Raw genomic sequence first — 15,123 nt, forward strand, 5'->3', positions numbered from 1 at the left:
TATTGACTTCGAAACTTGAAGGCATAGTCTCTGCAACGTTGTCTTTACCTTCAGGTGTGAGTGGTGTGAACCTGTGCGCCACTGGATACCAGGAAGGGATCACCCCACCCCGGCAGCGTTGCCGCGGCCCGAGGAGTTATCCGTGACCAGCACAGCGCAGGCACCCCAGCCAGGAGCCAGGGCGGCTCATCCCGAACATCTCGGGCATGTCATCTTCATCGCGGCCGCGGCCGCCATGGGCGGTTTCCTCTTCGGTTACGACAGCTCCGTCATCAACGGCGCCGTCGAGGCCATCCGCAGCCGCTACGAGATCGGTTCCGCCGCCCTCGCGCAGGTCATCGCGATCGCGCTGATCGGCTGTGCGATCGGCGCCGCCACCGCCGGCCGCATAGCGGACCGGATCGGCCGTATCCGCTGCATGCAGATCGCCGCCGTCCTCTTCACCATCAGCGCCGTCGGCTCCGCGCTGCCCTTCGCGCTGTGGGACCTCGCCTTCTGGCGCATCATCGGCGGCTTCGCCATCGGCATGGCCTCGGTCATCGGCCCGGCCTACATCGCGGAGGTCGCCCCGCCGGCCTACCGCGGCCGCCTCGGCTCCTTCCAGCAGGCCGCGATCGTGGTCGGTATCGCCGTCTCCCAGCTGGTCAACTGGGCCATCCTGAACGCCGCCGGCGGCAACCAGCGCGGCAAGCTGCTGGGCCTGGAGGCCTGGCAGGTCATGCTCGGCGTCATGGTGATCCCGGCCGTCCTCTACGGTCTGCTCTCCTTCGCGATCCCCGAGTCGCCGCGCTTCCTGGTCGAGGTCGGCCGCAAGGAGCGCGCCCGTGAGGTCCTGAAGGAGGTCGAGGGCGACAAGGTCGACCTCGACGCCCGCATCGCCGAGATCGAGCGCGCCATGAAGGGTGAGCACAAGTCCACCTTCAAGGACCTGCTCGGCGGCTCCTTCTTCTTCAAGCCGATCGTCTGGGTCGGTATCGGCCTGTCGGTCTTCCAGCAGTTCGTCGGCATCAACGTCGCGTTCTACTACTCCTCGACGCTGTGGCAGTCGGTCGGCGTCGACCCGACGGACTCCTTCCTCTACTCCTTCACGACGTCGATCATCAACATCGTCGGCACCGTGATCGCGATGATCTTCGTGGACCGCATCGGCCGCAAGCCGCTCGCCCTCATCGGCTCGGTCGGCATGGTCATCGGTCTCGCGCTGGAGGCCTGGGCCTTCTCGTACCACCTGGTCGGCGGCAAGCTCCCCGCCACCCAGGGCTGGGTCGCCCTGATCGCCGCGCACCTGTTCGTCCTGTTCTTCGCCCTCTCGTGGGGTGTGGTGGTGTGGGTCTTCCTCGGCGAGATGTTCCCGAACCGGATCCGTGCCGCCGCGCTCGGTGTCGCCGCCTCGGCGCAGTGGATCGCCAACTGGGCCATCACCGCGAGCTTCCCGTCGCTGGCCGACTGGAACCTGTCCGGCACCTACGTCATCTACACGGTCTTCGCCGCGCTCTCGATCCCCTTCGTCCTGAAGTTCGTCAAGGAGACCAAGGGCAAGGCGCTGGAGGAGATGGGCTGACCGGCCTCCCCGAGAACTCGGGGAGAAGGGCCAAGTCCCCGCTGCCCCTCTCCCCGTCGACCCCGTCGCCCCCGGCCCGGCCACTGCCCGGACCGGGGGCGGCGGCCTTTCCCCAGGGGCCCGCCGAGGAGGCCGGGGAAGTCAGCCGCCCAATGCCGGAAGGACCCGCTCCGCGAACAGCCGCAGGCTCCGCCAGCCCTCCTCCACCGGCATGCCGCCCGCGAGCGGATGCAGGACCAGGCTGTCCAGGCCCTGCGCCACGCACTGCTCGGGCGTGAGGATGCGGTACACGCCCTCCGCGCGCAGCTCCCGCACCGTCGTGGCCCCCGACCGCACCGCCGAGCGGATCTGGTCGGACTGCCAGGAGGCGTACGTCCGCGCCTCGTGCAGGAAGTGCTCGCCGTACTCGGCCCAGGCCCGGTCCGGGTCCTCGGCGAGGTGGAGCAGCGGGGTCTCGGCGGCCGGCATCATCGTCCAGCCCTCGGTGCCGTACTCGGTGAGCCTCTCCTTGTAGTACGCCTCCAGCTCCGGCAGGTGCGCGCTCGGGAAGAACGGCAGGCCGAGCCGCGCGGCCCGGCGGGCGGCCGCCTTCGAGGAGCCGCCCACCAGCAGCAGCGGGTGCGGGTCGGTGTACGGGCGCGGGGTGAGCCGTACGGTACGGCCCCGGTGGCTGAACTCCTCGCCCGACCACGCCTTCAGCAGCGTCTGGAGCAACTCGTCCTGCAGCCGGCCCCGGCGCTTCCAGTCCACGCCGAACAGGGCGTACTCCTCGGGCCGGTACCCGATCCCGGCCACCGTCACCAGCCGGCCGCCGCTGAGCAGGTCCAGTACGGCGATCTCCTCGGCGAGCCGCAGCGGGTCGTGCAGCGGGCCGATCATCGCCGAGACCGTGACGGCGATGTTCCGGGTCGCCCCGAACACCGCGCCGGCGAAGGTGAACGGCGACGGCAGCCAGTTGTCGTCGGCGCCGTGGTGCTCCTCGGTCTGCACCGTGGTGATCCCGTGCTCGTCCGCGTACGCCGCCATCTCCAGCGCGGCCCGGTAGCGGGCGGACAGGGCGGCGGGTCCGGCGCCGGGGGCGACCAGGTTGAAACGTACGACCGTGACGGGCATGGGAAGTCCCCCTCCGGTGCGATGCGGTGGGCATGCGATGGAGGGGGACGGTAGCTGACGAGTCGTCAGATGACCAGGAAGGGCGCACCGGCGGCAGCGCCCCGGCGGGCTCACGGCCGGGACGGCCGGCGTCAGACGGTGGCGGGGGCGCTCTGCGCGACCGGCTCTCCGGCCGGTGCCGGTGTGACCACCGCCGGCTTCGGCAGCGCCAGGTACAGCAGGCCCGAGATCACGATCGTGGCCACCCAGGCGAGGCCGTACTCGCCGATGACGTTGTTCTTCGCGAGCGGGCCGGTGAACCAGTCCGAGGTGGTGAACATCAGGCCCGACAGCAGGCCGACCGCCCAGGCGGCGACGGCCGCGGGGGAGAAGCCGCCCCGGTACCAGTAGGCGCTGGTGCGCGTGGTGTCGGCCATGGCCCGGGCGTCGTACTCCGTGCGGCGCAGCATGTCCGCGCCGAACACGCCGACCCAGGCGGAGAAGGCGACCGCCAGCAGGGACAGGAAGGCGATGAACGAGCCCATGAAGCTCGTCGCCACCAGCATCAGCACCCCACCGAGGACCAGCGAGATCACGGCGTTGACCGAGACCGCCCAGTGGCGCGGCACCTTGAAGCCGAGGGTCTGCGCGGTGAAGCCCGCCGAGTACATCGACATCGAGTTGATCAGCAGCATGCCGATCAGCGCGATGCACAGGTACGGTACCGCGATCCACGTCGGCAGGATCTCGCCGAGGAAGGAGACCGGGTCGGTCGCCGAGGCCAGGTCCGGAGTGGAGACCGCCATGACCGCGCCCATCAGCACCATCGGCAGGACGACGACACCGGCACCGCCGATCGCCGTGCCCACGATCGCCCTGGACGACGCCGTGCGCGGGAGGTAGCGGGTGAAGTCCGGGGCGGACGGGATCCAGCTGACACCGCCGGCCGCGATCATGCCGACACCGGTGATCACCGCGGCCGTGGAGCCGGCACCGTGGTCCATCACCTTCGGCCAGTCGGTGTTCGCCACCAGGTAGCCGAGGACCAGCACCGAGAAGACGCCGAAGAGGTAGGTCGCGTACGTGTTGCACCTCTGCACGGCGTTGATGCCGAGCCCGGAGATCGCGAAGGTCGCCACGACGAACACCAGCAGCGTCACCATGTCCAGCACACCGTTCGCCTTGATGCCGAACAGCATGTCCAGAATGGTGAGCAGCGCGTAGGCGCCGGTCACCGCGTTGATCGTCTCCCAGCCCCAGCGGGCGACCCAGATCAGCGAGCCGGGCAGCAGGTTGCCGCGCTGCCCGAAGGCCGCCCGCGACAGTGCCATGCCGGGCGCGCCGCCCCGCTTGCCGGCGATGCCGATCAGCCCCACCAGGCCGTACGACACGATCGGCGCGGTCACCGCGACGACGAGTGCCTGCCAGATGTTCAGGCGGTAGGCCACGACGAGGCTCGCGCCCATCGTCAGCAGCAGCACGCTGATGTTCGCACCGACCCAGGTGGGGAAGAGCTCACGGGTCTTCGCGGTGCGCTCGTGGTCGGGGACCTGCTCGATGCCTCGGGTCTCGAGAGCGCCTTCGGCCTCGACGGATTTGCTCATGGAAGAGGTGCCAGACATGGGGGGACAGGGTGACGTGGGGACTCTACGCGCGTGGACGGAGTCGCCACCATCGTACTTTGCTCCCACTCCTCGCCATACGTGGAGTTTGTCTCTCGGAGGAAGGCACAAACGAGGTTACGCCGTAACCCATGGCTGATACTGGACGGGTTATGGAAACCGTCATCCTTGCTGTAGTCATCGCCGTGGTCGTGCTCGGTGCGCTCGGTGGGCTCATCGTCGGCAGCCGGCGCAGGAAGCCGCTGCCCCCGCCGCCCCCCGCAGCCCCCGACATCACCGCGCCCCCGGCCGAGCCGCACGTCGGCGACGAGGCCGAGACGCCGCGCGACGAACCGCGCCGGACGATCGAGGAGGTGGACCTCCCGGGCGGCCCCACGCCGGTCGTCGTGGAGGAGCCGCCCACCGTCGAGGCTCCCGAGATCGAGATCCCGGAGCCCACCGCGGGCCGGCTCGTGCGCCTGCGCACCCGCCTGTCCCGCTCGCAGAACGCCCTCGGCAAGGGCCTGCTCACGCTGCTCTCCCGCGAGCACCTCGACGAGGAGACCTGGGAGGAGATCGAGGACACGCTGCTCACCGCCGACGTCGGCGTGCTGCCCACCCAGGAGCTGGTCGAGCGGCTGCGCGAGCGGGTGAAGGTGCTCGGCACCCGTACCCCGGCCGAGCTGCGCGGCCTGCTGCGCGACGAGCTGCTCAAGCTGGTCGGCACCGACACGGACCGCGTGGTCAAGACCGAGCCCGAGGGCCGCAAGCCCGGCATCGTGATGGTCGTCGGGGTCAACGGCACCGGCAAGACCACCACCACCGGCAAGCTGGCCCGCGTGCTCGTCGCCGACGGCCGCACGGTCGTCCTCGGCGCCGCCGACACCTTCCGTGCCGCCGCCGCCGACCAGCTGCAGACCTGGGGCGAGCGGGTCGGCGCCCACACCGTGCGCGGCCCCGAGGCCGGCGACCCCGCCTCCGTCGCCTTCGACGCGGTCAAGGAGGGCAAGGAGATGGGGGTCGACGTCGTCCTCATCGACACCGCCGGCCGGCTGCACACCAAGACCGGTCTCATGGACGAGCTGGGCAAGGTCAAGCGGGTCGTGGAGAAGCACGCGCCGCTGGACGAGGTGCTGCTGGTCCTGGACGCCACCACCGGACAGAACGGCCTGGTCCAGGCCCGCGTCTTCGCCGAGGTCGTGGACATCACCGGCATCGTCCTGACCAAGCTGGACGGCACCGCCAAGGGCGGCATCGTCGTCGCGGTCCAGCGCGAGCTGGGCGTGCCGGTCAAGCTGATCGGGCTCGGCGAGGGCGCGGACGATCTCGCGCCGTTCGAGCCGGAGGCGTTCGTGGACGCCCTCATCGGCGACTGACCGCCATCGGTGACGGACCGCTATCGACGGTGGACCGCCATCGGTGACGGACCGCTATCGACGGCGGACCGCCATCGGTGACGGACCGCTATCGACGGTGGACCGCCATCGGTGACGGACCGCTATCGACGGTGGACCGCCATCGACGACGGACCGCCATCGGATCTCCGCAGGTACGGCACCTCCGCCCCGCCGAGGTCCGCACGCTGGTCGCCGGCCTCCCCGACGCCCGGCTCGCCGTGGATCTCCGCGGGCCGGGACCTGACCGCCTCACGATCTCCGTGGGCGCTGACGACCTCCGGATCTCCGTAGGTGCCGACGCCTCCGGATCTCCGCGGGCGGCCGGGACCGTTCCCGGGTGCCTGCGAGAAGCGCCCGCCCCCGAGGTGCAGTCGGGGGCGGGCGCTTCGTCCGTCGGGGCGTGCGGTCAGGTCCTGGCCCGCGACCGGTGCGCCACGTACGCCAGCGTCCCCAGCAGCAGCCGGGCCGACGGCGGTTTCGTCGCCGAGTCCAGCGCGGGCGGGCGCAGCCAGCGCACCGGGCCGAGGCCGCCGCGGTCGGAGGGCGGCGCGGTGACGCAGTCACCCGGCCCGAGGCCGCGCAGATCCAGCGCGGCGGGGTCGTCCCAGCCCGTGCGGTAGAGCAACCGGGGCAGTTCCTTCGCCGCGCCCGGCGCGACGAAGAAGTGGGCGCGGCCGTCCGGGGTCACGGTCACCGGGCCGAGGGGGAGGCCCATGCGCTCCAGCCGGACCAGGGCGCGGCGCCCGGCGGCCTCGGAGACCTCGATGACGTCGAACGCGCGCCCGACCGGCAGCATCACCGCGGCGCCCGGGAACTCGGACCAGGCCTTGGTCGCCTCGTCCAGCGTGGCCCCGGCCGGCACCTGGGGCGCGAAGTCCAGCGGATGCGCGCCCGGCGCCGGGCAGTCGGCCCGCCCGCACGAGCAGGCGCCCGCGGCGGCCCGTGCTCCCGGCACCACGTCCCAGCCCCACAGCCCGGTGAACTCGGCGACGGTGGTGCACTCCGAGGAACGGCCGCGCCGGCGTGTGCCGGAGCGGATCTCGCGAATGCCGCCGATCGTGAAGCCCATGCCCCCTCCAACGGGTCCGGCGCGCCGGTGGTTACGACACGGAGCGAGACGGAAGCGGAACGTAACGCTACGGCTTCGCCTGCCCTCGGTGCCGCGAGGTCAGGGCGGCGCATCGAAGCGAAGGGGGTGGCGCACCAGAGGCTATGCGCCCCTGTTCGCTCCACTCCGTCGACTTCCGGTCGTCCTATGTCAAGTGAATCGCGTGGACGCCACCGTGAGTTCATTCGAAGGGGTGGCGAATGGTGGCGTTTCCGGGATTCCCGTGGCTGGAGCGGTGATCGTAGGATTACTGTGAGTGTGCGAACCCGAGGGGCACATGCACTGATGGGTATGCCGGAGGCAAGTCGGCAACTCGTTCGATGGGTGAGAACCGGCGGACGGCGGGCCGTACTTACCGGCATCCTGATAGGGCTTGGCGCACCAGGGCGACAAGGGGTCTCAGGGATGGGGGCGTTCCAGTGGGCGGCAACGGCGGAAGCGGGGAGAACGCTGACAAGCGCCCCAACGAGCTGCTCGGTTCGTGGTTCGTGCGCAGCGGCTGGTCCAAGGGCGAGCTGGCCCGCCAAGTGAACCGCCGGGCCCGCCAGTTGGGTGCCAACCACATCTCCACCGACACCTCGCGCGTCCGGCGCTGGCTGGACGGGGAGAACCCGCGCGAGCCGATCCCGCGCATCCTCTCCGAGCTGTTCTCCGAGCGCTTCGGCTGCGTGGTCTCCATCGAGGACCTCGGCCTGCGCGCCGCCCGCCAGTCGCCCTCCGCCTCCGGCGTCGACCTCCCCTGGACCGGCCCGCAGACGGTCGCCCTGCTCAGCGAGTTCTCGCGCAGCGACCTGATGCTCGCCCGCCGCGGCTTCCTCGGCACCTCCCTCGCGCTGTCCGCGGGCCCCACCCTCATCGAGCCCATGCAGCGCTGGCTCGTGCCCACACCCACCGCCCCGGGCCCGGCCGAGCCGGAGTCCGCCCTCGACGCCCGCCGGCCGGGCCGGCTCTCGCGGCCGGAGCTGGACCTGCTCGAGTCCACCACGCGGATGTTCCGCCAGTGGGACGCCCAGTGCGGCGGCGGCCTGCGCCGCAAGGCGGTCGTCGGCCAGCTGCACGAGGTCACCGACCTCCTCCAGGAGCCCCAGCCCGCGGCGACCACCCGCAGACTCTTCAAGGTCGCCGCCGAACTCGCCGAACTGGCCGGCTGGATGTCCTACGACGTGGGTCTGCAGCCGACCGCGCAGAAGTACTTCGTCCTCGCCCTGCACGCGGCCAAGGAGGCCGGGGACAAGCCGCTCGGCTCGTACGTCCTGTCCAGCATGAGCCGCCAGATGATCCACCTCGGCCGGCCCGACGACGCCCTGGAGCTGATCCACCTCGCGCAGTACGGCAGCCGCGACTGCGCCAGCCCGCGCACCCAGTCCATGCTGTATGCGATGGAGGCCCGCGCCTACGCCAACATGGGTCAGCCCGGCAAGACCAAGCGCGCGGTCCGCATGGCCGAGGACACCTTCGCCGAGTGCGACGAGTGGGACGAGCCGGACCCCGACTGGATCCGCTTCTTCTCCGAGGCCGAGCTGTACGGCGAGAACTCCCACTCCTTCCGCGACCTGGCCTACGTCGCCGGCCGCAGCCCCACGTACGCCTCGCTGGCCGAGCCGCTCATGCAGCGGGCCGTGGAGCTGTTCGCCAAGGACTCCGAGCACCAGCGGTCCTACGCGCTCAACCTGATCGGCATGGCCACCGTGCACCTGCTGCGGCGCGAGCCCGAGAGCGGCACGGAGTACGCCTCGCAGGCCATGCACATCGCCAGGAAGGTCCGTTCCGAGCGGGTGAACACCCGTATCCGAAAGACGGTCGACACGGCCGTACGCGACTTCGGGGACCTCGCCGCCGTCGTCGACCTCACCGAGCAGCTCGCCGTCGACCTGCCCGAGAACGCCGAAGCGGTCTGAGCTCTCCCGCCACCCGAACCCCGGCCGCGGCCGGTCCTCCCGAACTGCCCGACTCGGCTCCCCCACGCCAGGTCATCGAGAGGACCACCGCGGCCGGCCTGTCTCCCGGCGCGTTTCCCGCTCAGAAGGTTGCGCCACGATAACGGTCTCCCGGCCCGGTATCCGGCGCTTCACCGACGCGTAACACACAGGGCGTCTTCGTCACCCCGGTGAAACACCGAGGGGCCTCCACCGAAACCGCGCTGCGTCAGTCTCGTGGCGCATAACCGGCCCACCCCTCAACCGCCCGGACCGCTCAGGCACCGCCCGCACGGGGCCGTACCAACGACGAGGAGACGCCGATGGCCCCAGCCATCACGCTTGCCGCGGAGGCACCCAAGCTTTCCTCCGCGAACACAGGCTTCATGCTCATCTGTTCCGCCCTGGTACTGCTCATGACCCCGGGTCTGGCCTTCTTCTACGGAGGCATGGTCCGGGTCAAGAGCACCCTCAACATGCTGATGATGAGCTTCATCAGCATGGGTATCGTCACCATCCTCTGGGTGCTGTACGGCTTCTCCCTCGCCTTCGGCACGGGCTCCAGCCTCATCGGCTGGAACGCCGACTGGATCGGCCTCAGCAACGTGGGACTGACGGACCTGTGGGACGGCTACACCATCCCCGTCTTCGTCTTCATGGTCTTCCAGCTGATGTTCGCCATCATCACGCCGGCCCTGATAAGCGGCGCCCTCGCGGACCGCGTCAAGTTCTCCGCCTGGTCCCTCTTCATCGCGCTGTGGGCCACGGTCGTCTACGTCCCGGTCGCCCACTGGGTCTGGGGCGCCGACGGCTGGGCCTACAAACTCGGTGTGATCGACTTCGCCGGCGGTACGGCGGTCCACATCAACGCCGGTGCCGCGGCCCTCGGCGTGATCCTGGTCATCGGCAAGCGCGTCGGATTCAAGAAGGACCCGATGCGCCCGCACAGCCTCCCGCTGGTCATGCTCGGCGCGGGACTGCTGTGGTTCGGCTGGTTCGGCTTCAACGCCGGCTCCTGGCTCGGCAACGACGACGGCGTCGGCGCGCTGATGTTCGTCAACACGCAGGTCGCGACGGCCGCCGCCATGCTGGCCTGGCTCGCCTACGAGAAGATCCGGCACGGCGCGTTCACCACGCTGGGCGCCGCCTCCGGCGCGGTCGCCGGCCTCGTCGCGATCACCCCGTCCGGCGGCGCGGTCTCCCCGCTCGGCGCGATCGCCGTCGGCGTCGTCGCCGGTGTCGCCTGCGCGGCGGCCGTCGGCCTCAAGTTCCGCTTCGGCTACGACGACTCCCTCGACGTCGTCGGCGTCCACATGGTCGGCGGCATCATCGGCTCCCTGCTCATCGGCTTCCTGGCCACCGGCAAGGGCCAGTCCACCGCCACCGGCGTCTTCTACGGCAACCACTCCTTCGACCAGCTGTGGAAGCAGTGCGCCGGGGTCTTCGCGGTCCTCGCCTACTCCCTGATCGCCTCCGCGATCCTCGCCTTCCTGCTCGACCGGACCATCGGGATGCGGGTGTCCGAGGACGAGGAGATCTCGGGCATCGACCAGGCCGAGCACGCCGAGACCGCGTACGACTTCAGCGGCGCCGGCGGCGGCGTCCTCGGTTCCGTCACCGCCTCGCCCCTGGCCGCCCCGCAGAACAAGAAGGTGGACGCATGAAGCTCATCACCGCCGTCGTCAAGCCCCACCGGCTGGACGAGATCAAGGAGGCCCTGCAGGCCTTCGGCGTCCAGGGACTGACGGTCACGGAGGCCAGCGGCTACGGCCGGCAGCGAGGCCACACCGAGGTCTACCGCGGCGCCGAGTACACCGTCGACCTGGTCCCCAAGATCCGTATCGAGGTGCTGGCCGAGGACGACGACGCCGAGCAGCTGGTCGAGGTCATCGTGAAGGCGGCCCGGACGGGCAAGATCGGTGACGGCAAGGTATGGGCCCTGCCGGTGGAGACGGCCGTACGGGTGCGCACCGGGGAGCGCGGGCCGGACGCGCTCTGAGCAGGGACGACGGAACAGGAGTCGCTGGGTGACGGGTACGGATGCACGGAACGAAACGGGTGGCTCGGGACCCAGCGGCTACGCGGCGGCCCGGCTGCGCCTCCTCACCGAGGGGGCGCGGTCCGGGCCGCCGCGCCGTGCGGCCCTCGCCGAACTGACCGACGACTGGCTCGCCGGACTGTTCACGGCCGCGGCCGAGCCGGTCGCGGGCGTCTCCCTCGTCGCCGTCGGCGGCTACGGCCGCGGCGAGCTGTCCCCGCGCAGCGACCTTGACCTCCTGCTGCTGCACGACGGCTCCGACCCCGGCGCCGTCGCCGCCCTCGCCGACCGTCTCTGGTACCCGGTCTGGGATCTGGGGCTCGCCCTCGACCACTCCGTACGCACCCCGGCCGAGGCCCGGAAGACGGCCACCGAGGACCTGAAGGCCCAACTCGGTCTCCTGGACGCCCGTCACCTCGCCGGCGACCTGGGCCTGACCGCCGCGCTGCGCACCACCGTCCTCGCCGACTGGCGCAACGCGGCCCCCAGGCGCCTCCCCGAACTGCAGGAACTGTGCGCGGACCGCGCGCAGCGGCAGGGCGAGCTGCAGTACCTCCTGGAACCCGACCTCAAGGAGGCCCGCGGCGGCCTCCGCGACGCCACCGCCCTGCGCGCCGTGGCCGCCTCCTGGCTCGCCGACGCCCCGCGCGAGGGCCTCGCGGACGCCCGCCGGCGGCTGCTCGACGTCCGCGACGCCCTGCATCTGGCCACCGGCCGCGCCACCGACCGGCTGGCGCTGCAGGAACAGGACCAGGTGGCGGCCGAGCTGGACCTGCTGGACGCCGACATACTGCTGCGGCAGGTGTACGAGGCGGCGCGCGTCATCTCCTACGCCAGCGACGTCACCTGGCGGGAGGTACGGCGTGTGCTGCGCTCACGCGCCGTCCGCCCGCGGCTGCGCGCCATGCTGGGCGGCGGCAAACCGGTCGCCGACCGCTCACCGCTCGCCGAGGGAGTCGTCGAGCAGGACGGGGAGGCGGTGCTCGCCCTCGCCGCGCGCCCCGAACGCGATCCCGTGCTGCCGCTGCGCGCCGCGGCCGCCGCCGCACAGGCCGGTGTTCCGCTCTCCCTGCACGCCGTACGGCGCATGGCCGCCACCGCCCGCCCCCTGCCCACGCCCTGGCCGGCCGAGGCGCGCGAGCAGCTGGTGACCCTGCTCGGCTCCGGCCCGCCGACGGTGGACGTCTGGGAGGCCCTGGAGGCGGAAGGCCTGATCAGTACTCTGCTGCCCGACTGGGAACGGGTTCGCTGCCGCCCGCAGCGCAACGCCGTCCACCTGTGGACGGTCGACCGGCACCTGATCGAGACCGCGGTCCGCGCCTCGGCGCTCACCCGGCACGTCAGCCGCCCCGACCTGCTGCTGGTCGCCGCCCTGCTGCACGACATCGGCAAGGGCTGGCCCGGCGACCACTGCGTGGCCGGCGAGATCATCGCCAAGGACGTGGCCGCACGGATCGGCTTCGACCGTGCGGACGTGGACGTGATCTCGACGCTGGTCCGCCATCACCTGCTGCTGATCGAGACGGCCACCCGGCGTGACCTGGACGACCCGGCCACCGTCCGCTCGGTCGCCGACACGGTCGGCACCCAGAGCACCCTGGAACTGCTGCACGCCCTGACGGAGGCCGACGCGCTCGCGACCGGGCCCGCCGCCTGGTCGTCCTGGCGCGACTCGCTCGTCACCGACCTGGTGGGACGCGTCGGCGCCGTCCTCGCCGGGGACGCCCCGGAGGAGCCCGAGCCCGCCGCGCCCACCGCCGAGCAGGAACGCCTGGCCGTCGAGGCCTTCCGCACCGGCAGCCCGGTCCTCGCCCTGCGCGCGCAGACCGAACCGGTGCCGGAGGGCGAACCCTCCGGCGCGCCCGAGCCGCTCGGCGTGGAGCTGCTCATCGCCGTACCGGGCCGGCCCGCCGTGCTGCCCGCGGTGGCCGGTGTCCTCGCCGTGCACCGGCTCACGGTCCGCACCGCCGGGCTACGGGCCCTGCGGCTGCCCGGCGACATCGGTGACGTCGGCGAGGCCGAGGACGCCGACGAGGGGGCGGTCCTCCTGCTGAACTGGCGGGTGGCCGCCGAGTACGGGTCCCTGCCGCAGGCCGCCCGGCTGCGGGCCGACCTGGTCCGTGCCCTCGACGGCTCCCTCGACATCGCGGGCCGTCTCGCCGAGCGCGACGCGGCCTACCCGCGCCGCCGCGGCCCGGCGGCCCCGCCCCCACGCGTGACGGTGGCGCCCGCGGCCTCCCACCACGCCACGGTGATCGAGGTGCGCACCCAGGACGCCCCCGGGGTGCTCTACCGCATCGGGATGGCCCTGGAGAAGGCGGCCGTACGAGTGCGGAGCATGCACGTCAGCACACTGGGGTCGAACGCGGTGGACGCGTTCTACGTCACCACCGGCACGGGCGCGGCCCTGCCGCCCGAGGACGCCGCGTCGCTGGCCCGGCTGCTGGAGGAGACCCTGCGCGGGTGACATCCGGCGCCCCGGCGCCCCGTCCCCGTCGGCCCCGGGGTGCCGCGCCTGCCGGCCGTGGGACCCCGTCCCCGTCGGCCGGACCCCGTGGGTGGGGACGATTGTCTTGCGCGGCCGGATACCCTGGAAGCCGCTCACCCTGCCCCCGACTCCGAGGACCGACGCCGCCGTGTTCGATACTCTCTCCGACCGCCTCTCAGCGACCTTCAAGAACCTGCGTGGCAAGGGGCGTCTGAGCGAGGCGGACATCGACGCCACCGCCCGCGAGATCCGTATCGCGCTCCTCGAGGCCGACGTGGCGCTGCCCGTCGTCCGCACGTTCATCAAGAACCTGAAGGAGCGCGCGCTCGGCGCCGAGGTCTCCAAGGCCCTCAACCCCGCCCAGCAGGTCCTGAAGATCGTCAACGACGAGCTCGTGACCATCCTGGGCGGTGAGACCCGGCGCCTGCGCTTCGCCAAGCAGCCGCCCACCGTGATCATGCTCGCGGGTCTGCAGGGTGCCGGTAAGACCACCCTCGCGGGCAAGCTCGGCCGGTGGCTGAAGGAGCAGGGCCACTCCCCGCTGCTGGTCGCGGCCGACCTCCAGCGTCCGAACGCCGTCAACCAGCTGAGCGTCGTCGCCGAGCGCGCGGGCGTCTCCGTCTACGCGCCGGAGCCGGGCAACGGCGTCGGCGACCCGGTGAAGGTCGCCAAGGACTCCATCGACCACGCGCGGTCCAAGGTGCACGACATCGTGATCGTGGACACCGCCGGCCGGCTCGGCATCGACCAGGAGATGATGCAGCAGGCCGCGGACATCCGCGACGCCGTCTCCCCGGACGAGATCCTCTTCGTCGTCGACGCGATGATCGGTCAGGACGCGGTCAACACCGCCGAGGCCTTCCGCGACGGCGTCGGCTTCGACGGCGTGGTGCTCTCCAAGCTCGACGGTGACGCCCGCGGTGGTGCGGCCCTGTCCATCCGGCAGATCACCGGCAAGCCGATCATGTTCGCGTCGAACGGCGAGAAGCTGGACGACTTCGACGCCTTCCACCCCGACCGGATGGCCTCCCGCATCCTCGACATGGGTGACCTGCTCACCCTGATCGAGCAGGCGGAGAAGACCTTCAGCCAGGAAGAGGCCCAGAAAATGGCCTCCAAGCTGGCGTCCAAGAAGGGCCAGGAGTTCACCCTGGACGACTTCCTGTCCCAGATGGAGCAGGTCAGGAAGATGGGGTCGATCTCCAAGCTGCTCGGCATGCTGCCGGGCATGGGGCAGATCAAGGACCAGATCAACAACCTGGACGAGCGGGACGTGGACCGCACCGCCGCGATCATCAAGTCGATGACCCCGGTCGAGCGCCAGGACCCGACGATCATCAACGGCTCCCGCCGCGCCCGTATCGCCAAGGGTTCGGGTGTCGACGTCAGCGCCGTCAAGAACCTCGTCGAGCGGTTCTTCGAGGCCCGCAAGATGATGTCGCGCATGGCTCAGGGCGGCGGCATGCCGGGTATGCCGGGCATCCCGGGCATGGGCGGCGGCCCCGGCCGGACCAAGAAGCAGCCGAAGAAGGCCAAGGGCAAGCAGCGCTCCGGCAACCCGATGAAGCGCAAGCAGCAGGAGCTGGAGGAGGCCCAGCGCCGCGAGGCCGCCGCACAGAGCGGAGGCGCCTTCGGGCTGCCGCAGCAGGGCGGCGAGGACTTCGAGCTGCCGGACGAGTTCAAGAAGTTCATGGGCTGAGCCGGCCCGCCACGGCGCGGGTCGCGGCGCGAGCTGAGCCGGTCCGCCTCTGGTCCGGTCCGCCTCTGGTCCGGTCCGCGTCAGGTCCGGCCCGCCTCTGGTCGGGTCGGCCTGGCGTGAGGACCGGCTGTCGTGGGGACCGGGGGCGTGAGGATCGCCCGGCGTGAGGAGCGGCCGGCGTCCGGATCGCCCAGGGCCCGGTCCTCCGTCCGGGGTCCGGATC

10 protein-coding genes are annotated in these 15,123 nt (G+C 71.5%); 7 read left to right on the top strand and 3 right to left on the bottom strand.

All coding sequences use genetic code 11. The features are described 5' to 3' along the window. Positions 1 to 142: 142 nt before the first annotated feature. Positions 143 to 1,561 (top strand): sugar porter family MFS transporter, encoded by a 1,419-nt coding sequence (locus ABVB68_RS13890; RefSeq protein ID WP_353601277.1) that lies wholly within the window; start codon positions 143 to 145, stop codon positions 1,559 to 1,561. A 141-nt stretch (positions 1,562 to 1,702) separates the two neighbouring features. Here the strand turns inward: ABVB68_RS13890 and ABVB68_RS13895 are convergent, their stop codons facing one another. Together ABVB68_RS13895 and ABVB68_RS13900 are read right to left on the bottom strand one after the other, a co-directional pair. Further along, on the bottom strand, positions 1,703 to 2,674 hold the full coding sequence (locus tag ABVB68_RS13895; RefSeq protein WP_353601278.1) for an LLM class flavin-dependent oxidoreductase: 972 nt from the start codon (positions 2,672 to 2,674) through the stop codon (positions 1,703 to 1,705). A gap of 131 nt (positions 2,675 to 2,805) precedes the next feature. Next, complete coding sequence (locus tag ABVB68_RS13900) at positions 2,806 to 4,257, bottom strand: cytosine permease (RefSeq protein WP_353601279.1); 1,452 nt, start codon at positions 4,255 to 4,257, stop codon at positions 2,806 to 2,808. Between the two features lie 170 nt (positions 4,258 to 4,427). Between ABVB68_RS13900 and ftsY the strand changes: the two genes are divergently transcribed. Further along, entirely contained in the window at positions 4,428 to 5,630 is a 1,203-nt protein-coding gene (ftsY, locus tag ABVB68_RS13905; RefSeq protein ID WP_353601280.1) for a signal recognition particle-docking protein FtsY, read from the top strand. A 427-nt stretch (positions 5,631 to 6,057) separates the two neighbouring features. Here ftsY and ABVB68_RS13910 read toward each other — a convergent pair whose 3' ends face one another. After that, the gene (locus ABVB68_RS13910) at positions 6,058 to 6,720 is read right to left on the bottom strand and encodes a bifunctional DNA primase/polymerase (RefSeq protein ID WP_353601281.1); all 663 of its coding nucleotides are present in this window, start codon (positions 6,718 to 6,720) and stop codon (positions 6,058 to 6,060) included. A gap of 458 nt (positions 6,721 to 7,178) precedes the next feature. Here ABVB68_RS13910 and nsdA point away from each other — a divergent pair, with 458 nt between their 5' ends. From nsdA to ffh, 5 genes are all read left to right on the top strand, one after another. Continuing rightward, positions 7,179 to 8,657 carry a transcriptional repressor NsdA gene (nsdA, locus tag ABVB68_RS13915; protein ID WP_353601282.1) on the top strand — a complete coding sequence of 493 codons (1,479 nt, stop codon included), beginning with the start codon at positions 7,179 to 7,181 and terminating at the stop codon, positions 8,655 to 8,657. Positions 8,658 to 8,998: 341 nt separating this feature from the next. Then, complete coding sequence (locus ABVB68_RS13920) at positions 8,999 to 10,339, top strand: ammonium transporter (RefSeq protein WP_353601283.1); 1,341 nt, start codon at positions 8,999 to 9,001, stop codon at positions 10,337 to 10,339. Further along, positions 10,336 to 10,674 carry a P-II family nitrogen regulator gene (locus tag ABVB68_RS13925; RefSeq protein WP_353601284.1) on the top strand — a complete coding sequence of 113 codons (339 nt, stop codon included), beginning with the start codon at positions 10,336 to 10,338 and terminating at the stop codon, positions 10,672 to 10,674. Before ABVB68_RS13920 ends, ABVB68_RS13925 begins: the two co-directional genes overlap by 4 nt. A gap of 28 nt (positions 10,675 to 10,702) precedes the next feature. Further along, positions 10,703 to 13,180 carry a [protein-PII] uridylyltransferase gene (locus ABVB68_RS13930; RefSeq protein ID WP_353601285.1) on the top strand — a complete coding sequence of 826 codons (2,478 nt, stop codon included), beginning with the start codon at positions 10,703 to 10,705 and terminating at the stop codon, positions 13,178 to 13,180. Positions 13,181 to 13,349: 169 nt separating this feature from the next. Further along, on the top strand, positions 13,350 to 14,900 hold the full coding sequence (gene ffh, locus ABVB68_RS13935; RefSeq protein ID WP_353601286.1) for a signal recognition particle protein: 1,551 nt from the start codon (positions 13,350 to 13,352) through the stop codon (positions 14,898 to 14,900). The last annotated feature ends 223 nt before the right edge of the window (positions 14,901 to 15,123 follow it).

Source organism: Streptomyces sp. NPDC096012, assembly GCF_040426375.1.
Taxonomy (GTDB): Bacteria; Actinomycetota; Actinomycetes; order Streptomycetales; family Streptomycetaceae; genus Streptomyces.